The 22,017-nt window shown below is 44.7% G+C and carries 25 protein-coding genes; 20 read left to right on the top strand and 5 right to left on the bottom strand.

Going from position 1 to position 22,017, the window contains the following annotated elements; all coding sequences use genetic code 11:
• The first annotated feature begins 101 nt into the window (after nucleotides 1–101).
• Nucleotides 102–1,343, top strand: a complete 1,242-nt coding sequence (locus LLY41_RS19630) for a YeeE/YedE family protein (RefSeq protein WP_304588066.1) — start codon at nucleotides 102–104, stop codon at nucleotides 1,341–1,343.
• A 218-nt stretch (nucleotides 1,344–1,561) separates the two neighbouring features.
• Here the strand turns inward: LLY41_RS19630 and LLY41_RS19625 are convergent, their stop codons facing one another.
• Nucleotides 1,562–2,071, bottom strand: coding sequence for a GNAT family N-acetyltransferase (locus LLY41_RS19625; RefSeq protein ID WP_095244216.1), 510 nt, complete (start codon nucleotides 2,069–2,071; stop codon nucleotides 1,562–1,564).
• Nucleotides 2,072–2,149: 78 nt separating this feature from the next.
• Between LLY41_RS19625 and LLY41_RS19620 the strand changes: the two genes are divergently transcribed.
• Nucleotides 2,150–2,752 carry a YitT family protein gene (locus tag LLY41_RS19620; RefSeq protein WP_095244217.1) on the top strand — a complete coding sequence of 201 codons (603 nt, stop codon included), beginning with the start codon at nucleotides 2,150–2,152 and terminating at the stop codon, nucleotides 2,750–2,752.
• A 204-nt stretch (nucleotides 2,753–2,956) separates the two neighbouring features.
• On the opposite strand, the gene LLY41_RS19615 is transcribed toward LLY41_RS19620, so the two are convergent.
• Complete coding sequence (locus LLY41_RS19615) at nucleotides 2,957–3,874, bottom strand: DNA-3-methyladenine glycosylase family protein (RefSeq protein ID WP_095244218.1); 918 nt, start codon at nucleotides 3,872–3,874, stop codon at nucleotides 2,957–2,959.
• A 119-nt stretch (nucleotides 3,875–3,993) separates the two neighbouring features.
• Here LLY41_RS19615 and LLY41_RS19610 point away from each other — a divergent pair, with 119 nt between their 5' ends.
• From LLY41_RS19610 to LLY41_RS19570, 9 genes are all read left to right on the top strand, one after another.
• Nucleotides 3,994–4,560: a bifunctional transcriptional activator/DNA repair enzyme AdaA gene (locus LLY41_RS19610; protein ID WP_304586293.1), complete on the top strand. Its 567-nt coding sequence runs from the start codon at nucleotides 3,994–3,996 to the stop codon at nucleotides 4,558–4,560.
• Nucleotides 4,557–5,054: a methylated-DNA--[protein]-cysteine S-methyltransferase gene (locus LLY41_RS19605; protein WP_304586292.1), complete on the top strand. Its 498-nt coding sequence runs from the start codon at nucleotides 4,557–4,559 to the stop codon at nucleotides 5,052–5,054. The genes LLY41_RS19610 and LLY41_RS19605 overlap by 4 nt, the downstream gene beginning before the upstream one ends.
• Before the next feature lie 135 nt (nucleotides 5,055–5,189).
• Complete coding sequence (locus LLY41_RS19600) at nucleotides 5,190–5,618, top strand: DUF4181 domain-containing protein (RefSeq protein WP_304586290.1); 429 nt, start codon at nucleotides 5,190–5,192, stop codon at nucleotides 5,616–5,618.
• Nucleotides 5,619–5,710: 92 nt separating this feature from the next.
• Nucleotides 5,711–6,196 (top strand): nitroreductase family protein, encoded by a 486-nt coding sequence (locus tag LLY41_RS19595; RefSeq protein ID WP_304586288.1) that lies wholly within the window; start codon nucleotides 5,711–5,713, stop codon nucleotides 6,194–6,196.
• A 90-nt stretch (nucleotides 6,197–6,286) separates the two neighbouring features.
• Nucleotides 6,287–6,976, top strand: coding sequence for a response regulator transcription factor (locus tag LLY41_RS19590; RefSeq protein ID WP_095244227.1), 690 nt, complete (start codon nucleotides 6,287–6,289; stop codon nucleotides 6,974–6,976).
• Between the two features lie 14 nt (nucleotides 6,977–6,990).
• Nucleotides 6,991–7,992 (top strand): sensor histidine kinase, encoded by a 1,002-nt coding sequence (locus LLY41_RS19585; protein WP_095244228.1) that lies wholly within the window; start codon nucleotides 6,991–6,993, stop codon nucleotides 7,990–7,992.
• Between the two features lie 87 nt (nucleotides 7,993–8,079).
• Nucleotides 8,080–8,844 (top strand): ABC transporter ATP-binding protein, encoded by a 765-nt coding sequence (locus LLY41_RS19580; protein ID WP_095244229.1) that lies wholly within the window; start codon nucleotides 8,080–8,082, stop codon nucleotides 8,842–8,844.
• The gene (locus LLY41_RS19575; protein WP_095244230.1) at nucleotides 8,819–10,681 is read left to right on the top strand and encodes an ABC transporter permease; all 1,863 of its coding nucleotides are present in this window, start codon (nucleotides 8,819–8,821) and stop codon (nucleotides 10,679–10,681) included. Before LLY41_RS19580 ends, LLY41_RS19575 begins: the two co-directional genes overlap by 26 nt.
• Before the next feature lie 524 nt (nucleotides 10,682–11,205).
• A complete protein-coding gene (locus LLY41_RS19570; protein ID WP_009335135.1) occupies nucleotides 11,206–11,406 on the top strand; it encodes a cold-shock protein in 201 nt (66 codons plus the stop codon).
• A gap of 104 nt (nucleotides 11,407–11,510) precedes the next feature.
• Here LLY41_RS19570 and LLY41_RS19565 read toward each other — a convergent pair whose 3' ends face one another.
• Entirely contained in the window at nucleotides 11,511–12,338 is an 828-nt protein-coding gene (locus LLY41_RS19565; RefSeq protein WP_095244231.1) for a MerR family transcriptional regulator, read from the bottom strand.
• Between the two features lie 99 nt (nucleotides 12,339–12,437).
• Between LLY41_RS19565 and norA the strand changes: the two genes are divergently transcribed.
• Complete coding sequence (gene norA / locus LLY41_RS19560) at nucleotides 12,438–13,622, top strand: multidrug efflux MFS transporter NorA (protein ID WP_304586279.1); 1,185 nt, start codon at nucleotides 12,438–12,440, stop codon at nucleotides 13,620–13,622.
• 39 nt (nucleotides 13,623–13,661) lie between these two features.
• Here norA and LLY41_RS19555 read toward each other — a convergent pair whose 3' ends face one another.
• The gene (locus LLY41_RS19555; RefSeq protein WP_179289004.1) at nucleotides 13,662–13,811 is read right to left on the bottom strand and encodes a hypothetical protein; all 150 of its coding nucleotides are present in this window, start codon (nucleotides 13,809–13,811) and stop codon (nucleotides 13,662–13,664) included.
• Nucleotides 13,812–14,180: 369 nt separating this feature from the next.
• On the opposite strand from LLY41_RS19555, the gene LLY41_RS19550 reads away from it, so the two are divergent.
• The 5 genes from LLY41_RS19550 to LLY41_RS19530 all read left to right on the top strand — a co-directional run bounded on the left by LLY41_RS19550 (nucleotide 14,181) and on the right by LLY41_RS19530 (nucleotide 18,273).
• Nucleotides 14,181–14,558 carry a VOC family protein gene (locus LLY41_RS19550; RefSeq protein WP_304588065.1) on the top strand — a complete coding sequence of 126 codons (378 nt, stop codon included), beginning with the start codon at nucleotides 14,181–14,183 and terminating at the stop codon, nucleotides 14,556–14,558.
• A 180-nt stretch (nucleotides 14,559–14,738) separates the two neighbouring features.
• Nucleotides 14,739–15,179, top strand: coding sequence for a GreA/GreB family elongation factor (locus LLY41_RS19545; protein ID WP_095244233.1), 441 nt, complete (start codon nucleotides 14,739–14,741; stop codon nucleotides 15,177–15,179).
• A 171-nt stretch (nucleotides 15,180–15,350) separates the two neighbouring features.
• Nucleotides 15,351–16,472, top strand: a complete 1,122-nt coding sequence (locus tag LLY41_RS19540; protein WP_304586277.1) for an NADH-dependent flavin oxidoreductase — start codon at nucleotides 15,351–15,353, stop codon at nucleotides 16,470–16,472.
• Between the two features lie 209 nt (nucleotides 16,473–16,681).
• Nucleotides 16,682–17,155, top strand: a complete 474-nt coding sequence (locus LLY41_RS19535) for an NUDIX hydrolase (RefSeq protein WP_304586276.1) — start codon at nucleotides 16,682–16,684, stop codon at nucleotides 17,153–17,155.
• Nucleotides 17,156–17,475: 320 nt separating this feature from the next.
• The gene (locus LLY41_RS19530) at nucleotides 17,476–18,273 is read left to right on the top strand and encodes a phosphotransferase (RefSeq protein ID WP_095244236.1); all 798 of its coding nucleotides are present in this window, start codon (nucleotides 17,476–17,478) and stop codon (nucleotides 18,271–18,273) included.
• Between the two features lie 164 nt (nucleotides 18,274–18,437).
• Here LLY41_RS19530 and LLY41_RS19525 read toward each other — a convergent pair whose 3' ends face one another.
• A complete protein-coding gene (locus LLY41_RS19525) occupies nucleotides 18,438–19,055 on the bottom strand; it encodes a TetR/AcrR family transcriptional regulator (protein ID WP_095244237.1) in 618 nt (205 codons plus the stop codon).
• Nucleotides 19,056–19,168: 113 nt separating this feature from the next.
• Here LLY41_RS19525 and kynU point away from each other — a divergent pair, with 113 nt between their 5' ends.
• The 3 genes from kynU to kynA all read left to right on the top strand — a co-directional run bounded on the left by kynU (nucleotide 19,169) and on the right by kynA (nucleotide 21,991).
• Nucleotides 19,169–20,437: a kynureninase gene (gene kynU, locus LLY41_RS19520; protein WP_304586275.1), complete on the top strand. Its 1,269-nt coding sequence runs from the start codon at nucleotides 19,169–19,171 to the stop codon at nucleotides 20,435–20,437.
• The gene (kynB, locus tag LLY41_RS19515; RefSeq protein ID WP_304586273.1) at nucleotides 20,434–21,063 is read left to right on the top strand and encodes an arylformamidase; all 630 of its coding nucleotides are present in this window, start codon (nucleotides 20,434–20,436) and stop codon (nucleotides 21,061–21,063) included. The genes kynU and kynB overlap by 4 nt, the downstream gene beginning before the upstream one ends.
• A gap of 73 nt (nucleotides 21,064–21,136) precedes the next feature.
• Nucleotides 21,137–21,991 (top strand): tryptophan 2,3-dioxygenase, encoded by an 855-nt coding sequence (kynA, locus tag LLY41_RS19510; protein WP_304586271.1) that lies wholly within the window; start codon nucleotides 21,137–21,139, stop codon nucleotides 21,989–21,991.
• The last annotated feature ends 26 nt before the right edge of the window (nucleotides 21,992–22,017 follow it).

The raw sequence follows: 22,017 nt of genomic DNA, 5'->3' as shown, positions 1-22,017 counted from the left end.
AAAAATTCACCATTTACTTTTAAAAAAATATAGTATAAAATAACACCTTAATCCGACTAAAAAGATAAGAAAAGGAGTGAATGAGGTTGGCTCAAGTTGAAATGAAAAATAAATCCTGGATTTCAGCACCCACAACAGTTGTTTCAAACTTAAATCCGATTCAAAAGCCTTTTGTTGCAGCTGGTGTTCTTGCAGCTATCATTTTGTTCATTTCCATTATAAATACAGCGAACATGACACAGGGAGTTCTATTTATTATTGGAATTGCACTCGGTATGACCTTGCTTCATGCCCGCTTTGGCTTCACATCTGCCTTCAGACGCTTTGCCAGTGTAGGAAACGGGCAGGGGCTGCAGGCACATATGCTGATGCTCGCAGTTGCTTCAGCTTTATTTGCGGTTATTTTAAGCACAGGCTTCAGTTTCACAGGAATCGAGCCTAAAGGGTATGTGTCTCCTGTAGGGGTAAGCGTCCTGTTTGGTTCCTTTATTTTTGGAATAGGGATGCAGCTTGGGAATGGCTGTGCATCCGGCACTTTATATTCTGTAGGCGGAGGGCAATCCTCCATGATCCTGACACTGATTTCTTTCATCGCTGGTTCCACGATCGGAGCGTACCACTTCTCGTTCTGGATGGAAGAAACACCGTCATTGCCGCCAATTTCCCTGGCGACATCAACTGGAATCGGGTACGGCGGAGCATTGGTTCTGCAGCTTGCGTTGTTTGCCTTGATCTATTGGGTGACCCTGCAAATCGCGAAAAAGCGTAAAGCGCCAATGATGAAAGCTTTGCCTACAACGGCCGGCTGGAAAAAAATCCTGCGAGGCTCATGGCCATTGTTCGCAGCAGCAATCGTATTAGCTTTGCTGAATGCACTGACTTTGACTGTACGCGGAACGCCTTGGGGCATCACTTCCGCATTCGCGCTATGGGGCGGAAAAGCGATGATGGCATTGGGCATCGACGTAACATCATGGGGCTACTTTGCATCAGAGCCAAATTTAACGGCATTGAAAAATACAGTGCTTGCTGATTCTACAAGTGTTATGAACTTCGGCATCATCCTGGGTGCCTTTATTTCAGCGGCATCGCAGGGAACATTCAAGCCTGGGAAAATTAAGCCGGGTGTCGCAGGTGCTGCGATTGTCGGCGGACTGCTGATGGGATATGGTTCCCGTCTTGCATTCGGCTGCAACATCGGCGCCTACTTCGGCGGCATCGCGTCCTTCAGCCTTCACGGCTGGGTATGGGCAATCATGGCCATGCTTGGAACAGGTGTAGCGCTGTTCATCCGCCCGATGTTTGGATTGAAGAACCCGAAATCTACGGATTCGATTTGTTAATGGAAAGCCTGGTGCTCTTGGTGAGTGCCGGGTTTTTTATTTGGGAAACAGCTGGCTTAATTGGGGAAAAGTCTGACTGAATTAAGGAAACCACCAATAAAAATGGGGAAACAAACTTGAGATTTGGGGAAAAGGAAACCCGAACCGGGGAAACGGTTCGGGACTTTGAAAAGCGGATGAGTTTAGCTGGAAAGGAAAAAATCTTGCTTGCAAGCTTTTTACGTAAATTCCATTTCATAACAGAGTTCTTCCTGCTGTGTATCTTCAAACCACTTCATGCCAGCCGCAGTCATGCCGATTTTTTCGAGCACCTTTCCGGATGCAGGGTTGGCCGGATCCACAGCCGCGGAGATTTTTCGCACGTTCAGGCCACTATTCCTTAAAGCGGCCACGCATGCAGCCGCGGCTTCAGCAGCATACCCCTTGCCCCAGTAATGCTGATTAAAATGATAGAGGAGCTCGACTTCGTGTTCATTTTCAGCCGGGTTAAACCCGCAAACTCCAATGAGGGCGGAAGTTTCTTTTAGCAGAACAGTGTATACCGAGTAGCCTTTTTCAATCTGCAGCCGCCGGTAAAAATCGATGGAGCGCTGAATTCGGCTTTTTGTGCTGGCGCCCCCGCAGTATTTCATTACCTTTGGGCTCCCCCAAATCTCATAAACTGTATCCAGGTCATCAGCCTGCATGGTCCGGAGCAAAAGCCGATCTGTTTCAAAAGGAATGACCATTCTATTCACCTCACGCGGTTTCGTCTTCTATGAAAATATTATAAGATAGAGTGAGGAAAAAAGTTAGGAGTTTTTGTTATGCACGTACTCTATAAAACTTTGATTTTAGGAATAGCCGCCGGCATCCAGGGAATCGCGATGACCTTTTTCTTATTTCCGCATTTTATCCCGTCCGGCGGAGCGGCAAGCCTGGCGGTTCTATTCAATTATCTGTTGGACACGCCTTACTCGGTGACATTGTGGGTTTTGAATGCGGGTCTGCTCCTGGCAGCGGCCAAATGGCTCGGGAAAAGCAGTGTGATCTGGACACTGTTTTGTGTATCCGTTACTTCGGTTACGATTGATTTTCTGGCTCCATACATAACGGAACCGCTGAATCCAGTTCTCCTTGATCTTTTGCTTGGAGCAATAGTCTTTGGAGTTGGCATCGGCATTTTATTCCGGATGGGCGCTTCGTCCGGGGGCATGGATATCCTCGCGTTAATCATTTCAAAAGCAAGAGGAACTGCGCCGGGACGGACGCTGTTTTACATAAATGGCAGTCTGCTTTTGCTAACAGGGGTTGTCGTGGACTGGAAGGTTATTGTTTATGCGGTGATCTGCCAGATGATTGGGACGCGGATGATTGATCTCATTTACAAGCTTGAACTTGAAATAAATAGTAAAAAGGCCGTTAATTGACGGCCTTTTACTGTGTTTTTGATCATTTATATAGGTCAATCGTGTGCTGAAATCGGCCAGGTTTAGTTATATCGGGCAAAGAGTTAAGGCTAGCACCCGGATTTTTATTTTATCGGTCACTTTCAAAAGTAAATCGGCCGAATTACATTTTATCTGCCACTCCGCGTCACGTTGATTTGCGGCAATGGCACAGTGCAAAATAATTTAATATAATACTCTCCACAAATAAAAAGTAGCATACGCTTCCCAATTCTCCCAGCGAGCTGAATATTTCAGGATTTTCTCTCTCGCCGGTTTCCTTTCAGATCCTGTGACCACTTTAATCGCATTATGCAGCCCGACATCATCGATAGGAAAAGCGTTCGGGAAGCGAAGGCACCGCATGAGGACATAATGGGCGGTCCAGGGGCCGATGCCGCGTATTTTGGTCAGCCTTTTTTCTGCAGTTTTTACATCTTCTTTAAGCAGATCCTCTTTTAGAAGCTCACCGTTTGCAATTAAGCGTGCCACATCAATGAGATATTCACATTTTTTCACCGTCATTTTTAGTTCGGCCAGATCTTCGATGGTTAACCCGGCAATCGTTTCCGCTGCAGGGAAGAGCCAGTATTTACTCCCTCCGTACTCCAGCGACTCCCCATATTTTTCAACGAGCCTCCGCTTCAGTGTATATGCATATGTAAGGTTAATCTGCTGCCCAAGGATTCCCCAGGCAAGAGCCTCGAATAAATCGGGAATTCCCATCACTCTAAGCCCGAAAAATTGCTCTGCAGGCTTTTGCAGCAAGGAATCTGTTTGTGCCATCTCATAAAATGGGGTCAGACTGGCTCCAAGGTCAAACCAATCATGGATATATTCTACAATCTCCGCTTTCATTTGATGCGTGACAGGCTTATGAATCCTGACGGTCAGGAACTGATCTGACCCACCGCTTATTTCTAGAAGCAGCTTTTCATCTCTGATAGAAATGGCGCGTCTAACTGTCTCGCCGGAAATCTCATAAAGGCATTCATTTGTTGATCGTGACAAGTATCGCAGGTTTTCGGAGAAGCTGAATTCAGACGGAGTGAAAAGCACCAGGCCATTTTCAGCATCTTTCCAGTTAACAGGTGGACAGCTCATATGGATTCCTCCTTTTCTTTATTGTAAGTCTTCAGGATTACGTTATCTTGCGTTTATATTTAGGATTTCGCTGAAATAGCCCCTTTTTTGTGTATACTTTTTAGCAGAGGTGAGCGCATGTGGATTATGAAAAGATTCCGGAAGAATACTGGACTGCAATAAAGGATTGCGACAAATCCTATGATAATCTCTTTCTTTATGGAGTTAAAACGACAGGGATATTCTGCAGGCCATCGTGCCGGTCGAGGGTCCCGAATATCGGCAATGTCGCTATTTTTAAAAATGTGTCTCAAGCACTGGCGCAAAATTTCAGGCCGTGCAAGCGCTGTAAACCGGATGGTCTCAGCCTGCCAGCAGAAGAATGGATCAAGCAAATAACCAGGTGGATCGATCAGCATTATAAAGACCCGATTACATTGCATCAATTGGGGGATCTGTTTCATGGAAGTCCTTATCATTTACAGCGGGTGTTCAAACGGGTCACCGGGAAGTCGCCCACAGAGTATATTCAGGACCTCCGGCTCGATAAAGCCACCCATCTGCTGGAGACAGGGGAGCAATCGATAGCCGATGTCGGTGCATCAGCAGGATTCCCCAGCACCCCTTATTTTATCTCTTTGTTTAAAAAGAAGTTCGGCACAACGCCTGCAGCATATAGAAACAAAACAAGGGGTGAGAAAGTATGAACATTGAATGGGCGAACCTGCAGGAAGGTGAATGGAGCCTTTATCTTGCGAAAACAGAAAAGGGTCTCTGCTATATTGGATCTGATCCGGAGTTTGAGGAATTTGAAAGCTCCCTTAAGAAATATATCCCAGCTACAGTGCTTGTGGAAAATAAAGAAGCATTGCAGCCAAACATGATGGAAATACAGGAATTTCTTCAGGGAAAAAGACAAGTTTTTTCAATGGATCTGGATGTAAAGGGAACTCTGTTTCAAGAAGAAGTCTGGGAGGCATTAGCACAGATTCCCTACGGAAAAACAGTCTCTTATTCGGACATTGCAGAGAAAATAAACAGGCCGCAAGCAGTAAGGGCAGCAGGGAAAGCAATCGGTGCCAATCCCCTGTTAATCGCGGTCCCGTGCCATCGTGTCATCGGCAAAAATGGTGCGATAACCGGCTACCGAGGGGGCATTGAAATGAAGCAGACTCTGCTTGAATTGGAGAAACAAGGCTGAAGAGAGGGTTCTCTTCGGCTTTTACTTTTTTCTGCAGCTGGAGCATCATAAGTTTAAAGGGAACTTTTTCCTCCTGTATCCGTAGAAATAGACAAGAGAACACAGTGGTCGTGCAAAAGCGGAGGAGGGAAAGACATGTATGGCATTGATCCAATGATCTGGCCTAAGTTATTGCTCTTATTAACGATTGTCGGAGCATCTATGTATTTCTTCGAATTGGGTTTAAGAAAATGGCTGAAGGTTGAGAAAAAGAAATTTTTTTCTTATAACCATATCAATGATAAACATAAAAAGGTGGATTGGACCATTCGAATAGGGTTTTTAGTAGCAATCCTGGCCGGAGCCATTTATAACCTGACGAGGGATCTGATGGAATGGCTATGGTTTTTAGAACCATGGTTCCTGCTTTTTGTCTTTATCGGTGTTTCAGAAAGCGCTAGGGCTTTTATGGAGTGGAAATATGCCGAAAACCGCAGGGCTTATATGGTGACCATTATTAATCTGGTCTTTGTTTTAATTTTGTTATTCACAGCTATTAAAACTGATTTTTTCTGGATGCTTTAAACTAAGAATGGGGTCATCGAATAATTTTCAAAGATGAAATCCAATTAATCTAGTATTATATATAGTAAATCAACAAAAAGGGGAAATACACAGTGGATATAGAGAAAATCATTACAACACGCCGCAACATAAAAAAGTTCAAATCTGATGAAATGGATCATAGTGCAATATTGTCCTGGCTGGAGGCTGCGACCATGGCACCCAACCATAAAATGACGGAGCCTTGGGAAGTTTTATTTGCTGGTCCGGAAACAAGGGCTAAGCTGAATCATAAAACCGATTTCGGCGGTGCCCCCGTTGTGCTGGCGATTCTGTCCAAACATGGAGCAACAGCTCTGGAACGAACAGAGAATATGGCTGCCGTATCCTGCTTTATCCAGAACTTCATGCTGATGGCGTGGGAATCAGGAGTGGGCACCTTCTGGTCATCTCTGGGAACTTCAGCTAAAGCTCGATTGACTTTAAATGTCCCTGATGATTACGATGTAGTCGGTATTCTGGGAGTGGGATTCCCTGAGGAAGTGCCAGAAGCGAAGGAGCGCACACCGATTGACAGGAAGATTAAGCATTTATCATAATCATTTTAATAGGGCGCCTATCCATTGGATGGTGCTCTTTTTTTCACGTTCTCCCTATGGCATAATTTTCTAAGACAAAGGAGTGAGAGGATGCAGAAAGTATTCATTATTGAGGATGACCCGAAAATTGCGGAGCACCTGCAGACCTATTTAGTGAAGTATGGCTACGAGGCTGCGGCTGCGGAACAGTTCGATGATGTAATGGCAGAGTTTCATAAGCAGAAGCCGGATCTTGTCCTTTTGGATATCAATCTTCCGAGCTTTGATGGCTATTATTGGTGCAGGCAAATCCGGAAGGAATCCATTTGTCCGGTCATCTTCATTTCCGCCCGGGTAGGGGAGATGGACCAGGTAATGGCGCTTGAAAATGGCGGGGATGATTTTATCACGAAGCCGTTTCACCCGGAAATTGTGATGGCGAAAATCCGCAGCCAGCTGCGCCGGGCTTACGGAGAGTATGCCTCACAGGCACAGGAACGGATATTAGAGATAGAAGGATTAAAGCTGTTTCCGGAAAGAATGGAACTCACATTTCGTGATAAAACGGTCCAGCTGTCTAAAAAAGAAGCGGATATTATCGAAATTCTCATGGAACGGCACCCGCGTGTGGCCGGGCGTGAGGATCTTCTTGAAAAGCTGTGGGATGAGCAGGTTTATGTGGATGAAAATACATTGAATGTAAATATGGCGAGGGTAAGAAAAAAATTTGAGGCAATTGGGCTTTCAGGAGCGGTCGAAACCGTGAGAGGGTCAGGTTATCGTTTGATTGTTACCTGGTGAAAGGCTGGAGAGACATGAAATTATTTTTTAAAGAGCATGCGCTATTAATTGCTGTACAGATTGTTCAATTTTTTGTGGTTCTGGCTATTTATTGGCTTGATGGCTATCAGCGTCTATTGCCGGCTCTCTATGGCATGTTTCTCGGCCTATTCTTTCTCACGTCCTACCTGTCCTACCACTATTTTAGCCGCCGCAAGTTTTATAAAAGGCTGACAAATGAGCTTTCTTCTCTTGACGATTCCTTTCAAACAACAGAAAACTCCCCCATTTCAAGGGCGCTTGATGAACTGCTGAAGAACCAGTATAAACATTATCAAACGAGAATAAAGGCGCTGGAATCCAGGCAGGATGAGCACCTGAAGTTCATGGATCAATGGGTCCATCAGATGAAAACACCGCTTTCTGTCATTGAACTGATTGCGCAAAACCTGGATGAACCGGATTCATCCAGCATCCGGGAAGAAACAGACCGGATGAAAACGGGCTTGAACACGATCCTTTATATGGCGAGACTCCGGACAATCGAACAGGATTTTCATATCAAACCTGTACACTTGTCGAAAATCATTCATGAAGTAAATGGCGAAAACAAACGGTTTTATATCCGGAACGGGGTGTATCCGAATCTTCTGCAGGAAAAAGAAAACATAATTGTGGAGACAGATGAGAAATGGCTGTTCTTTATGCTTTCCCAGCTGATCCATAATGCGGTCAAGTATTCCAGGGGAAAGAGCAGCAGGGTTGATATTTCCGTTTATGAAAAAGACGGGGAAGCTGTCTTAGAAGTGAAGGATTTTGGAGCCGGGATTCCAGAGGCGGACAAGCGCCGTGTGTTTGAACCTTTTTATACCGGTGAAAATGGGCGGAAGTTCAGAGAATCTACAGGTATGGGGCTGTACTTGACAAAGGAGGCGGCCGATTACCTTGGCCATCGGATTGAACTGGAGTCTGCGCTTGGGGAAGGGTCTCTTTTCCGGCTGATTTTCGGAAAAACACAGAACCTTACAATCTTGTAAGGTAAGTGAAAGAAAAATCGATTTTTGGAAAAGGGTATAGAAGATATACTGATCACAAGTCAACTGACTGTGAAAGGAGAACTTGTGATGCTAAAAGTGAAACAGGTAAGCAAGATTTATGAAGGAAAGATCGCCTATCGTGCGCTAACGGATATTAACTTAACGATTGAAGAAGGTGAGTTTGTCGGAATCATGGGTCCTTCGGGAAGCGGGAAAACGACGCTGCTGAACATGATTGCCACCATTGATGAACCGACAACAGGAGAAATCCTGATTAATGAAAGAAATCCCCATGTCTTAAAAAAAGAAGAGCTGGCTCAATTCCGGCGCCGTGAACTGGGATTTGTCTTCCAGGACTTCAACCTGCTTCATACCTTGACGGTTGAAGAAAATATGGTCCTCCCGCTGACATTAGATGGGAAAAAAGTGAAGGAGATGAAGGAAAAAGCGTATCAAATTGCCGAAAAGCTGGGAATTACCGGCATTATGAATAAACGGACGTATGAAATATCCGGGGGACAGGCGCAAAGAGTGGCTGTGGCTAGAGCGATGATCCACACGCCTAAGCTGCTTTTGGCAGATGAACCGACAGGAAATCTGGATTCCAAGTCTTCCAAGGATGTTATGGAGATGCTTGAATCGATTAATCAAACGGAGAAGACCACCATGATGCTTGTCACACACGATGCGCAGGCAGCGAGCTATTGCAACCGGGTCATTTTCATCCGGGACGGAAAATTCTATTCGGAGATACACCGCGGCGATAACCGCCAGGCCTTTTTCCAAAAGATCATCGATACACTTTCGCTGCTGGGAGGGGATGCACATGACCTTTCGTCAGTTCGCGTTTAATAACGTAATACGGAACAAACGCTTATATGCTGCCTACTTCCTCAGCAGTTTATTTACGGTCATGGTCTTCTTTACCTTCTCGATTTTTGCGAACCATCCGGCATTAAGCGGGGATGCGATGAACTCAACCGTCACAAAGGGAATGAATGCAGCTGCCGGAATTATCTATGTGTTTTCGTTCTTTTTTGTTTTATATTCAATGAGTTCTTTTCTGCAGTCCCGGAAAAAAGAATTTGGGTTATTAATGATCCAGGGCATGAGCATGAAACAGATCCGTCTTATGGTTTTTTTGGAAAATATGCTGATTGGCTTTCTGGCAACCCTAAGCGGAATTCTCCTCGGCGTTGTATTTGCAAAGGCGATTTTGCTGCTTGCGGAAAATGTGCTGATAATTGAGCAGACTCTGTCTTTTTATTTTCCAGTGAAGGCCATCCTGATCACCTTCTTTTCTTTCATTATTTTATTTTTCTTTATCTCCTTGTTTGTCACGTATGTTCTGCGCAGCAAAAAGCTAATTGAATTAATTAAAGGAAATAAGATGTCAAAGGGTGAGCCGAAAGCGAATCTTTTCTTAACGATGCTGGCTGTCCTTTTAATAGGAGCGGGTTATGCAGCTGCCTTACTCTCAAAAGGTGTGATGGTAGTAGCGGTCATGGTGCCGGTAATCATCGTTGTCTGCATTGGGACCTACCTGTTATTTACGCAATTAAGCGTGTTTATCATTAGACGATTAAAGAAGAATGAGCGGGTTTTCTGGTTTAAGACGAATATGCTGCTGTTTTCGGATTTGGCTTTCCGCATGAAGGATAATGCGCGAACTTTTTTCATGGTGGCCATGGTTTCAACGGTTGCCTTTAGTGCAATCGGCACGCTGTTCGGATTTCAGACCGTTTTGACTTCGAGCATAAAAAATCAAAATGCCACAACGTTTTCCTATAAAACGAGTGAAGATCAAGAAGAAAAAAATGTTGCGTCTATCAACCGAATATTAAAGGAAGAAAACATTGAAACCGAATCGGCACATACTGTATTGCAGAGCTTTGAAGTGGGCGGAAGTTCCACTCAGATTGCCAGCCAATCCGATTTTAACCGTTTTGCCTCCCTTATAGGCGAAGATCCCGTTACTTTAAAAGAAGGACAAGTGCTGGTGGTGGAGTATCAAGGCACCAACCTCGGGCAATCGAAGGACCTCATGAATGAAACCATTAAACTGACGACCGGCACAGTTTTGAAGCCGAAAGAAGCTATTCATTCGAAAGCCCTGCCCGCAATAGATTCCTATTTTATTGTGTCAGATGAAGATTTTAAAAAGCTGCCGGAACCAGCCTGGGAAGAAAGCTATTATGCCTGGCAGGCTACAGATGGGGAAGAAAGGGTAATGGCTGCCTCTGAAAAGCTGTATAAAGAACTGCCAAGATATGAGATCACATCTGTGGAGTATGAAATATATGAGATTATGAAGGGGTACGGTCCCATTTTATTTGTCGGCCTGTTTATCGGAATTGTCTTTTTCGTCTCTGCCGGCAGCTTCCTGTACTTCCGGCTTTACATGGATCTGGATGAAGACAAACAAAAGTTCAGGTCGATTTCCAAAATGGGTCTGACCGGTAGAGAGCTGAAAAAGGTCTTAAACAGACAGACGATGATTCTGTTTTTCGCGCCGATCCTCGTTGCTCTAATCCATGGAGCTGTAGCCCTGACTGCGTTATCGAACCTGTTCTACTTTAACCTGTTTAAAGAATCAGTCGCTGTTCTGAGTGTTTTCCTGGCCATCCAGGTTGTTTACTTCTTCATTGTCCGCTTTTTCTATACGAAGCAGATACAGGCGGTGATTTAATAAAAGGACCAAGGGTCGGATTGAATCTGGCCCTTTGTTTTTGGAGAATTTTGCTGGAGTCTGAGCTGATTCGACAGAAACGGGAGAGCGTCAGTTAGAGTCCGAACTTGGACACAGAAAGCGGGAAACCTAGGTTTAGAGTCAGAACTTGGAGCAACTTCGGACACAGAAAGCGGGAAACCTGGGTTTAGAGTTCGAACTTGGAGCAACTTCGGACACAGAAAGCGGAAAACCTGGGTTTAGAGTACGAACCCGGAGCAACTTCAGACAGAAAAAGCAGGAATTGAAAGTTTTAAGTCCGAACCCAAACCTGCGTCACACCAGGGGAGAATGCTGGATTCGAGTGTTCTAAATTAAATAAATTATTGTGTTCCTTGCATATAATTCTGAAAAGTGTTATGCTTATTAAGAATTATTTTTGTTCGGTGTAAAGGATAGTTTGAGTAATAACTTTACGTCTTGATGATCACTGAGAGCAAGGATAGTAACACAATGTGTGGTTTACACACAAGGAGGCAACAAAAATGGAAAACGGTAAAGTAAAATGGTTTAACAGTGAAAAAGGCTTCGGATTCATCGAGCGTGAAGGTGGAGAAGACGTATTCGTTCATTTCTCAGCTATCCAAGGCGAAGGCTACAAATCTCTAGAAGAAGGTCAAGAAGTGACTTTCGACGTTGAGCAAGGCCAGCGTGGAGCTCAAGCAGCTAACGTTCGCAAAGCTTAATTTTAAACCAAACTCAAAACAGGCTCTTTATGGGCCTGTTTTTTTGTTTGGACATGAAGAACCCCACCTTCTAATGAGCAGGGCAAATTAAAGATTGTCGTATCCTACCCCCGGTCCACCTCCATCATAATTTTCGTAACATAATGCTCCTTATCATTCCGTACAACAGTATCATAAATGTACTCTTCAAATACATGCTCTCCCAAGGTTAAATCCAGCCGTTCCATCTCTGAAAAAAACCGCTTATACGTATCGCCGATCGTTTTTTCGCTCCCGACATGATAGCCGATGAGGAAGTCCCCTTTAACGGCCCGAAAATAGGGATGGCCTTCCTTTGGATTGGGCTGCTCGATATACAAATAGCTGTAATTGGCGTATTCCCTCTTCAGCACCTGCTCACGCTTCGTTATGGACCCTATCGGATAGCCTGAATCAAGCTGCGAGATCTGCAATTCATTAATAAAATCCGAGATGACCTCTAAAAACTCTTCGTCCGATATATTTTGAATGTTTCTGCTTAAATAAAGGGTTGCTTCCGGCAAACGCTGAAGCGTAATCCGGTTAAAATTAAGGTGGGAGGCCTCTTCCATTATGGCTATTTTGGCTTCAATCATTTTCTCCTTCATTTCGATTTCCTGACGCTTCTTTACAATCTCTTCTTTTTTCCGGTACATGATGGATAAAAAGCTTTCGGGCGATTTATTTTGCATGTACTGATGTATATCGTTAAGCGACATGCCAAGATCCTTCAATAAATCAATCACAAAAAACAGCTCTAATTGATGAATGGAATAATAGCGGTATCCTTTTTCATTTTTCATGACCGGTGACAGAATCCCAATCTGGTCGTAATAAAAAATGGTCTGCTTGTTAACCTTGCAAAGCTTTGCGAACTCACCTGTCGTTAAATATTTTCCGTCTTTTTTACTCATTTTTTACATCACTGCCCTTGACTATATAGTTACTATATACACTAGGGTAGATCGTATATAAAAATCAAGTTTGACAGTTTTGTAAGGAGCCTGATATAGATGAAAACACAAAAAATCACATTAGGATTATTATTGACGAATTTATTCATTGCCTTTTTGGGAATCGGCCTGGTCATTCCTGTCCTGCCAACACTGATGAATGAATTGAGAATAACGGGCACAACGATCGGCTATTTAACAGCCGCATTTGCCTTGGCCCAGCTGATTGTTTCCCCGTTTGCAGGGAGAGCTGCCGATCGATTCGGCAGAAAAATCATGATTGTTATCGGCCTGTTTATTTTTGGCCTATCCGAATTCTTATTCGGGATGGGAAAAGAAATTGAGGTTCTGTTCTTTTCACGAATTTTAGGGAGAATTAGCGCAGCCTTTATTATGCCGGTCGTTACAGCCTTTATCGCGGATATTACCACGACTGAAACCCGCCCGAAGGCACTCGGGTATATGTCAGCTGCCATCAGCACCGGATTTATCATCGGCCCTGGCATCGGCGGATTTTTAGCAGAGTTTGGAACGCGGATGCCATTTTTCTTTGCGGGGGGACTTGGTGCACTTGCAGCGGTGCTTTCGATGATTTTATTAACGGAGCCTGAGCGTGATGAGGAAAGTATTGAAGGAGCTGAACCAGGAAAGAGCGGCTTCAGTCGTGTGTTGGAGCCAAAGTATCTCTTGGCCTTTATTTTGATTTTTATCGCCTCATTTGGGCTTGCCGCTTTTGAATCCTTCTTTAGTTTATTTGTGGATCACAAGTTTGCCTTTAAACCAGCGGATATTGCAATCGTCATAACGGGCGGGGCGGTTTTTGGCGCAGTGTCGCAAATCCTGCTATTTGACCGCCTGACCCGCATCTGGGGAGAAATCAAACTGATCCGTTACAGCTTACTATTATCCGGTCTGCTTGTGTTTTTAATGACCGTTGTTCATTCCTATTTTGCGATCCTGCTTGTAACCTTCATTGTCTTTGTGGGATTCGATTTATTCCGTCCGGCTATCACTTCCTATCTTTCCAATATCGCCGGCAATGAACAGGGATTTGTGGGCGGAATGAATTCGATGTTTACAAGCCTCGCGAATATCAGCGGACCTATTATTGGGGGAATGCTGTTTGATATCGATATTAACTACCCTTACTATTTCGCAGCTATCGTCACTGCCTTGGGGATCGGTTTAACCCTTGTGTGGAAAAAGCCTGCAAAGAAGGCATCCAAAGTGGTGGAGGCAATATAAAAAGAGTGAATTAACCGTCTAATTCACTCTTGCCCATCATTATTGTTTAGCTCCATTTTCCGGGTAGGGCTGTCCGTACCCTTCCACATTCCCGGCACGCTCTTTTTCATATTCTGATCCTGAACCCTGACGGCTGACTGCTGCGGAATTTGTTTTCTGTTTCTCTGATTTATTGTTCTGACGCGTCAAATCCTTCACCTCCCATACACAATTAGAGTGCTTAAAATTTGGAAAAGTATTCAGAGCGGGCCCGCTCTCCCTGTTCGGACAGTACAAAGGGATATCGGTACGGGTGAGTCGGAAGACGAGCTAACTTTGTACATGAAAAAAGGTAAAGCCGAGGGGAGAGTCTGAACCTGGATCAATTTCGGACACAAGAAGCGCGAATACAAGAGAACCAGTCCAAATCTAACGCTCCTGCAAAAACAGGAGCGATTTTTCTTGCAGAAATGAGCAGATAGCCTGAATTTAAAAAGGAAAAATAATACAAAAGGGAGAAGTAATAGGATGGCTAAGGAAATAGGTAAATATCATACAAATATAAAAGGAGAGATTCTAATGAGCAAGCCGCTGCTGAAAGGCGTGGAAGGAATCTTTATACCGGTCAAAAACCCGGAGCTATCAGCAAGCTGGTATGAAGAAATACTGGGATTTCAGCGGATTTACATGGAAAAAGAGGCAGCTGTCATGCGGATTGGGGAACAGGCGCAAACTGTCGTCTGCCTTGTCAGAACCAGCCCTCATCAGCCGATGGAGTTTCCGGAAAATCAGTTTGGCGTGGGGAAATATTATAACTTCATTCCGGAAGATATTGAAGAAACTCATAAGCTTTTACTTGAGAAGGGTGTAGACGTGAATCCAATTGGCGGGGAAGGGACCACGAAATTTTTTACATTCTTTGATCCTGACGGGAATCCGCTCGGGGTTTGCCAATGATCGCATAAGTTGGCTGGATTTTCAGGTATCTATATGCTATGTTGTAAATATATAGTAGACCTTTCTTTTGTAATTGGGAAAGGTCTGCTTTTTATATATTCAAAAAGGATGGTGCATGGAAAATGACAGTAAAATTGATGTTTTGCAGGGTGTTTGATCCGAGCAGGGGGGTTATCTATTATGAACCATAGTCTTGAGGCTCTCACTGAAAAAGAATTCTTTATCAAACAGCTGACGTATATTGATGAAAATTATCAGGACTTGAATGGACTTTACCTTTCTTCGACTCCGCTGAAGGAGCGTAGAAGGGATTTTCTCAGTATTTATGTAAGGGAAGTGGAGCAATACCTTGCTCTTTGTAATCAGGCGCCGGCAGAACAGCCTTTGCGGAAAGTATTGATTGGAACGAAGGTAACCGTATTATTTGACGGGGAGGATGACCGGGAAGTTTATCATATTTGTCTCCCGGAAGAGTCGGACCCTGATAATGGCTGTATCTCGTTCCTGTCTCCGGTTGGCAGGCAGCTTCTGTTGAAAAATTTGGGAGAGAAAACGTCACTCATGATCCCAAGCGGCCAGTTGGATGTGGTCATCGGAAATATATCCTGGGACCAGGAATAAGTCTTTAGCAGAGGGACATGGGACCTGTCCCTCTGTTCCTTTGGGAACGCTGCGATTCAAATAATTGACTGCCAAAACTGTAACTTATAGTATTACAGTAAGTTTGATGCCAGTTTATTTTGTGTAAACATTAAACAAACTAGGTGTGAACGAAAAGAAGGAGTGACTTATATGAATCAAAACTATAAACCACTAGTAGAACCATTGCAGTTAAAAAATAAGGTGGAAGTCAAAAACAGGGTGGTCCTGGCGCCGATGACAAATTTCGCTTCCCATCCGGATGGAACCGTGTCAGATGCCGAGATCGATTATTACATACGCCGCTCCAAAGGGGCCGGAATGGTGATTACGGCCTGTACAAATGTGACAGCCAACGGAAAGGGATTCAATGGTGAATTCGGCGGCGATCATGACGGGATGCTTCCAAGTCTTTCAAGGCTGGCATCAAGCATTAAAGAGCAGGGTGCCAAAGCCGTTCTCCAGATCTTTCATGGAGGCAGGGAGTGTCCGCCAGAGCTAGTGCCAAATGGGGATACAGTCAGTGCCAGTGCGGTTGCATCTGAAGGAAGCAGTAATACGCCAAGAGCACTGACGGAAAAAGAAGTGGAGGATATCATTGCCGCTTTCGGTGAGACTACCCGCAGGGCCATTCAGGCAGGCTATGATGGCGTTGAAATTCATGGCGCCAATGGCTACTTAATACAGCAGTTCTTTTCTCCGCATTCAAATCGCCGTGAGGACCGATTCGGAGGCAGCCTTGAGAAGCGCATGACGTTCCCTCTTGCTGTGGTAGACGCAGTGCAAAAAGCGGTAAAAGAACATGCAAAGGAGCCATTTATTGTCGGATACCGTTTTTCTCCGGAAGAACCGACCGATCCAGGAATCACCATGGACGATACTCTTCAACTGGTTGATGTCCTGTCAGATAAAGGATTGGACTACCTTCATGTCTCCCTGATGGAATTCTGGTCCAAACCGAGACGCGGGGCTGATGAAGCTAAGCCAAGAATTCAGCATCTGTTAGAAAAAATCAATAATCGCCTTCCGCTTATCGGGGTAGGGTCGATCCATACTCCTGATGAAGCTGTGAAAGCACTGGAAACAGGAGTGGCCATGGTCGCCCTTGGCCGCGAGCTGATTATGGAGCCGGATTGGGTGCAGAAGGTACAGGAAGGAAAAGAATCTGAAATTGCCGTCACATTATCTAAAAAGGATCAGGAAAAACTGGTTATCCCGGATCCGCTCTGGCAGGCAATTGTGAACACTCCGGGGTGGTTTCCGGTTGTGGACTAAGTAATTCGCATTTCGCGACAAAAACAAATAGGGGGACTGCCATTTGCATAGGGCAGTCCTTTTTGCGATACAGGAAAATGGAAGAATGCTGCGGACCGCCGGGATTTTGCAGATGAAAAAAGGTATCGTGCCCAGATTTCAAGAATATGTAAAATGGGAAAGGCTACAGATTTATTGGCCTATCAGTGGAACAGAGGGGGCTAAGGAAAGTGGAATACTATAAATATCTCAGACAGTATGTAGGGCATAGACCCATTATTCTGCCAGGTTCAGTGGTCATTATTTTAAACGAGCGAAATGAGGTGTTATTGCAAAAAAGGCATGATGGCGGCTGGGGGCTGCCGGGCGGGCTGATGGATTTGGGAGAAAGCTTTGAAGAAACAGCCAAAAGAGAAGTCCTTGAAGAGACAGGATTGGCAGTGGAAAACCTGAAGCTGCTGAATGTTTTTTCCGGCTCCGAGTACTACTTGAAAGTTCAAAATGGTGATGAACTTTATTCTGCAACAGCCCTTTATTTTACGAAAAAGGTAAGTGGAGAGCTGAAGGCAGATTATAACGAATCAGTAGAATTGGAGTATTTTGCCCTGACTAACTTGCCGGATGGATTAACAGATGAATACAGGGGTTTTATTGAGGAATATATTGATTTTGAAAATCAGAATTGCCCCGAAATAATTGAATAATCATAAAAATAGATAAGTTTCCTATTATTAGTTCCCATACTATGGTAAAATCTATTTTAAGAGATGTAAAGAAAGGGGAATCGATTTTACACATGTGGAATAACTTGAAATGATGCATTAATTGGATAGAGACAGGCAGCGGTCCTTGATTTGTAAGGATGCGTTTATTTGTCTATCTGAAAATCATTCAAGGGATACATGGTGTGGACAATTAAATTCCCATTGCCAAGCAGATGCCTTTCGCAGATCTGCTTTTATTTTTGGGTTAAAATACATCTCTATTGACACAGATATTGGGTCCCTATATTGGGGGAATTTTAATGAAGAATCATAATGAAAACGAAGAGCTGCTGACAGGGGGGAATGTCTCTCGCGTCTATCGTTCGAGAGATACTGTCCTGCGTGAACTGAAGCCGGACAGTCCCAGAATTCACCGTTTATTAAAGCATTTGGAGAGCAAAGGTTTCAGCTATGCGCCAAAGTTTCTGGGAATGGATGACAAAAGCAGAGAAATCTTATCCTATATTGAAGGCGAAGCGGGCAATTACCCTTTAAAAGAATACATGTGGTCCAATGATGTTTTAAAAGAAATAGCGAAGATGCTCCGGCATTATCATGATGCGGTGAGTGATTTTCCTATATCGGATGAATGGAAGCCATTAGACAATACTCCAGATAACCAGGAGGTTGTCTGTCACAATGATTTTGCCATTTACAATATTATTTTTAATCACGAAAAGCCGACAGGCATTATCGACTTTGACCTTGCGGCTCCCGGACCAAGACTGTGGGACATAGCGTATGCTCTTTACACCTGCGTTCCATTAAGCAGGCATTATCATACCGAAGCAGGCGAAGCCGTTCATTATAATCCATCTCTTGATGCCAGCCGTATAAGACAAAGAGTTAAGCTGTTTTTTGAATCCTATGGTATGGCGGAAATGGAAGAAGACTATGTGAAGATGGTATTGCTGCGGTTAGAAGGATTATGTCAGTACATGAAAAGAAAAGCCGGTGAAGGTGACGCTGCCTTTCAAAAAATGCTGGATGAAGGCCACTATGAACACTATCAAGAAGATATTGAATTCATTCGTCAGCATGGGAAAGAGTGGATCTAAGAGGCGGGACACGGGGCCTGTCCCTTCCGAAACGTTCGGAAGTAGTTTTGAAATTTTTAAAAAGGTGTCTTTCCTATGGGAGAGGCACCTTTTTTGCGTTGTCATAAACGCATACTTTATCGCAGTCTAACGGGCAGTAAGACCCCACTGATTGAAGTTTCACTTTATTCGTACAATCCGCCCGTATACATCCTCGTCAGGTTCACAATCACATCATCTATCTGATACTTCTCCTCGTTCATCACCAGCTCCCACATGAACATCTCATTTGAATAAAACCAGCCTCTTGCGGTGAGGACCGGATCAAGGTTCTCTTTGGCAAGCTTTTGTGACTGGGCGTAGCGGATATCGACTGAAATTCGTTCGATGAAGCGTTCGCGGATTCCGTACCACTTTTCCTCTATCTCAGGTGAGACGCCGATGGCCTCTTTTACGACCTTCATCATGTCCCGCTCATCCAGAGCCAGCTGCAGGAACAGCCTTACCTGCTTTTTAATATTTTCATAGGCCTCTTCTTTGACCTGCGGTTTAAAGGGCATCTCTGCCACTTCGTAAAACTGCTTCATGAGATCTTCCATCAAAGTAATGAAAAGCTCGTCTTTATTTTTAAAATAGACGTATGCCGTACCATAGCCTGTTTTTGCTTTTTTGATCACTTGGGAGATGGTCGCTTTTTGAAAGCCATTTTCGAGAAAAACTTCTTTACCGGCCTGGAGAAGCTTTTGACGTGTTTTCATGGCCTGCTGCTGCCTTGCCGGCAATTGGCCTGCGGTTTTTTTCATCACTTTCATCCTTTATTTGCTATCTGATTTTACTGACATTATATCATTGACATAGTGTCAATCAAACAATATAATTTTCGTAAATAATAAATATTCTGAAAGGTTGGAAATCTATGGATATTACAAAAGAGTATGCACTCAAACTTGATGAACAAAATGACCTGTCCTACCGGGAAGAGTTTTATATAAAAGAAGATGGAATTTATCTGGATGGCAATTCACTTGGCCTGCTTTCCAAACGGGCGGAGAAGTCACTGCTAGACCTGCTTGACTCTTGGAAGCACCATGCCATTGACGGCTGGACAGAAGGGGACAATCCCTGGTTCTATCTATCTGAAAAACTGGGTAAGGAGCTGGCGCCGATCGTAGGGGCAAATCCGGAGGAAGTAGTTGTAAGCGGTTCCACGACTGTTAACCTTCACCAGCTTGTCTCCACTTTTTATAAACCGGAGGGAAAAAGAACAAAGATACTGGCAGACGAGCTTAATTTTCCCAGTGATATTTATGCGCTGCAAAGCCAGGTGAAGCTGAAGGGCTATGATCCTGATGAGCATCTTGTCCGGGTGAAAAGCGCGGATGGCCATACATTGAGAGAAGAAGACATTGTTGCGGCCATGACGGATGAAATCGCGCTGATTGTCCTGCCGGGTGTTTTATACCGAAGCGGCCAGGTGCTGGATATGGAATATTTGACTGCTGAGGCGCATAAGCGCGGGATTGAGATTGGCTTTGATCTATGCCATTCGGTTGGATCTGTCCCTCATTCCCTGAGTGATTGGGATGTCGATTTTGCGTTCTGGTGCAACTATAAGCATCTCAATGGCGGTCCTGGATCAACGGGCGGGCTTTTTGTGAACAAGCGCCACTTTGGACAGGTTCCGGGGCTTGCTGGCTGGTTTAGCTCCCGCAAGGATAAGCAGTTTGATATGGACCATGTGCTGACAGCGGCTGAAGATGCGGGCGCCTACCAGATCGGCACGCCGAATATTTTCAGCATGGCACCGATTATCGGCTCACTCAGCATGTTTAATGAAGTCGGCATGGAGAGAATCCGTGAAAAATCTCTTCAGCTGACAGGCTATATGATTGAACTGATTGAGCATGAGCTTGACGGACATGGCCTTGTCCTGCGCAATCCGCTTGATGAAAAAAAGCGGGGCGGGCATATTTATCTGGAACACCCGGAAGCAGCGCGAATCTGCAAGGCCCTGAAGGCAGAAGGAGTCATCCCTGATTTCCGCGCGCCAAATGGAATCCGTCTGGCACCGGTTGCGCTATACAACACGTTTGAAGATGTGTGGAAAACCGTGCAAATCTTAAAAGGCATCATGGAAGAGGAAAAATATAAGCAATTTGAAAATAAGCGGGGAGTCGTAGCATGACGAAAAAAGGGTGGATCGATATATCTCAGCCGCTCACAAACGGCATTGCCCACTGGCCAGGCGATACCCCGTTCAGCTATGAAATGGCTTTTACAAAAGAACAAACAGGCTCAGTCAATATCGGCCGGATTACGACCAGCCTGCACACGGGCACCCATGTTGATGCGCCGTTCCATTTTAATGATGAAGGCGAAAAGATCCTGGATCTGGACATTGAGCTGTATATCGGACCAGCAAGGGTGATTGATGTATCTGGGTATGAAAAGGTGGATTCGGAGGTTCTGAAAAAGTTTGATCTCGAAGGCACAGAACGTGTGCTGCTTAGAACCTCGGTTCCGAATGACTCGGAAGTGTTTCCGAATCGGATTCCTGAATTGACGGAGGATATGGCAGACTACCTTGGCAGCAAAGGAGTGCGCCTGCTCGGAGTGGATGTGCCATCTGTCGATCAGCTCGACAGCAAAGAAATGGAAACGCATCATGCCTTATATCGGAATGGCATTCATATTCTGGAAAACATTATGCTGGATGAGGTAGAAGAAGGAAATTATGAACTAATTGCTTTGCCGCTCCCGATTAAAGACGGAGACGGGAGCCCGGTGAGGGCGGTTATTCGCCCGATTTAGCCGGCAGCATACCGCGGTTTCAACCGGCCCCAGAACTGTCTAATCAAATAACTAAATTCAAGGAGGAACCAACATGATCAACGAAAAACACCAGGACGTAAACGCAACAACCTCTGAAAAGAGTATCCATACAGATTTTACCAATAACATGACTTACGGAGAATACCTTCAGCTTGATAAAATCCTATCCGCGCAAAACAGGCTTTCCGGCCATCATGATGAGATGCTGTTCATCGTCATCCACCAGGTGAGCGAGCTGTGGATGAAGCTGATTCTTCACGAAATGGGCGCAGCCATCGAATCAATTGAAAACAATGATTTATCCACAGCACAGAAAAGATTGTCGCGCGTTTCAAAGACACAATCGCAGATTATTCAGGCGTGGGATGTGCTGTCTACCATGACGCCATCCGAATATATGGAGTTCCGCGATTCACTCGGCCAGGCATCCGGCTTCCAATCTTACCAGTATCGTATGGTAGAATTTGCGTTAGGCTACAAAACCGAGCATGTCCTGAAAATCTATCAAAAGGATCCGGAGCTGCATGCGAGATTAACAGAAGCATTCGAAAGACCGGGGCTTTACGATGTAGCCATCCGCGCGCTTCACAAAGCCGGATTGCCAATTGATGAAGACATTCTGAACAGAGATGTAACCAGAACCTACAAAGAAAATGAGTCTGTCCGCGACGCCTGGATGACTGTGTATAAAAATCCTGAAAAGTACTGGGAGTTATACGAGCTTGCGGAAAAACTTGTGGATATCGAAGACTGGCTTCAGCAGTGGCGCTTCCGCCATATGAAAACGGTCGAAAGAATCATCGGCTTCAAAATGGGCACAGGCGGTTCATCCGGTGTCGGCTATCTGAAAAAAGTGTTGGATCAGCGATTCTTCCCAGAACTTTGGGATATCCGTACAGAGCTGTAATCTTTCGGGGGAACTTTGGACAGAAT

It is taken from the genome of Cytobacillus firmus (genome assembly GCF_023612095.1).
GTDB lineage: Bacteria > Bacillota > Bacilli > Bacillales > Cytobacillaceae > Cytobacillus.
This window is presented reverse-complemented; position numbering and strand designations above follow the sequence as displayed.

Coding starts and splice junctions, on each gene's coding strand:
- LLY41_RS19630 (WP_304588066.1), top strand. CDS start 102: ATGAAAAATAAATCCTGGATTTCAGCACCCACAACAGTTGTTTCAAAC.
- LLY41_RS19625 (WP_095244216.1), bottom strand. CDS start 2,071: ATGGTCATTCCTTTTGAAACAGATCGGCTTTTGCTCCGGACCATGCAG.
- LLY41_RS19620 (WP_095244217.1), top strand. CDS start 2,150: ATGCACGTACTCTATAAAACTTTGATTTTAGGAATAGCCGCCGGCATC.
- LLY41_RS19615 (WP_095244218.1), bottom strand. CDS start 3,874: ATGAGCTGTCCACCTGTTAACTGGAAAGATGCTGAAAATGGCCTGGTG.
- LLY41_RS19605 (WP_304586292.1), top strand. CDS start 4,557: ATGAACATTGAATGGGCGAACCTGCAGGAAGGTGAATGGAGCCTTTAT.
- LLY41_RS19600 (WP_304586290.1), top strand. CDS start 5,190: ATGTATGGCATTGATCCAATGATCTGGCCTAAGTTATTGCTCTTATTA.
- LLY41_RS19590 (WP_095244227.1), top strand. CDS start 6,287: ATGCAGAAAGTATTCATTATTGAGGATGACCCGAAAATTGCGGAGCAC.
- LLY41_RS19585 (WP_095244228.1), top strand. CDS start 6,991: ATGAAATTATTTTTTAAAGAGCATGCGCTATTAATTGCTGTACAGATT.
- LLY41_RS19580 (WP_095244229.1), top strand. CDS start 8,080: ATGCTAAAAGTGAAACAGGTAAGCAAGATTTATGAAGGAAAGATCGCC.
- LLY41_RS19575 (WP_095244230.1), top strand. CDS start 8,819: ATGACCTTTCGTCAGTTCGCGTTTAATAACGTAATACGGAACAAACGC.
- LLY41_RS19570 (WP_009335135.1), top strand. CDS start 11,206: ATGGAAAACGGTAAAGTAAAATGGTTTAACAGTGAAAAAGGCTTCGGA.
- LLY41_RS19565 (WP_095244231.1), bottom strand. CDS start 12,338: ATGAGTAAAAAAGACGGAAAATATTTAACGACAGGTGAGTTCGCAAAG.
- norA (WP_304586279.1), top strand. CDS start 12,438: ATGAAAACACAAAAAATCACATTAGGATTATTATTGACGAATTTATTC.
- LLY41_RS19550 (WP_304588065.1), top strand. CDS start 14,181: ATGAGCAAGCCGCTGCTGAAAGGCGTGGAAGGAATCTTTATACCGGTC.
- LLY41_RS19545 (WP_095244233.1), top strand. CDS start 14,739: ATGAACCATAGTCTTGAGGCTCTCACTGAAAAAGAATTCTTTATCAAA.
- LLY41_RS19540 (WP_304586277.1), top strand. CDS start 15,351: ATGAATCAAAACTATAAACCACTAGTAGAACCATTGCAGTTAAAAAAT.
- LLY41_RS19530 (WP_095244236.1), top strand. CDS start 17,476: ATGAAGAATCATAATGAAAACGAAGAGCTGCTGACAGGGGGGAATGTC.
- LLY41_RS19525 (WP_095244237.1), bottom strand. CDS start 19,055: ATGAAAAAAACCGCAGGCCAATTGCCGGCAAGGCAGCAGCAGGCCATG.
- kynU (WP_304586275.1), top strand. CDS start 19,169: ATGGATATTACAAAAGAGTATGCACTCAAACTTGATGAACAAAATGAC.
- kynB (WP_304586273.1), top strand. CDS start 20,434: ATGACGAAAAAAGGGTGGATCGATATATCTCAGCCGCTCACAAACGGC.
- kynA (WP_304586271.1), top strand. CDS start 21,137: ATGATCAACGAAAAACACCAGGACGTAAACGCAACAACCTCTGAAAAG.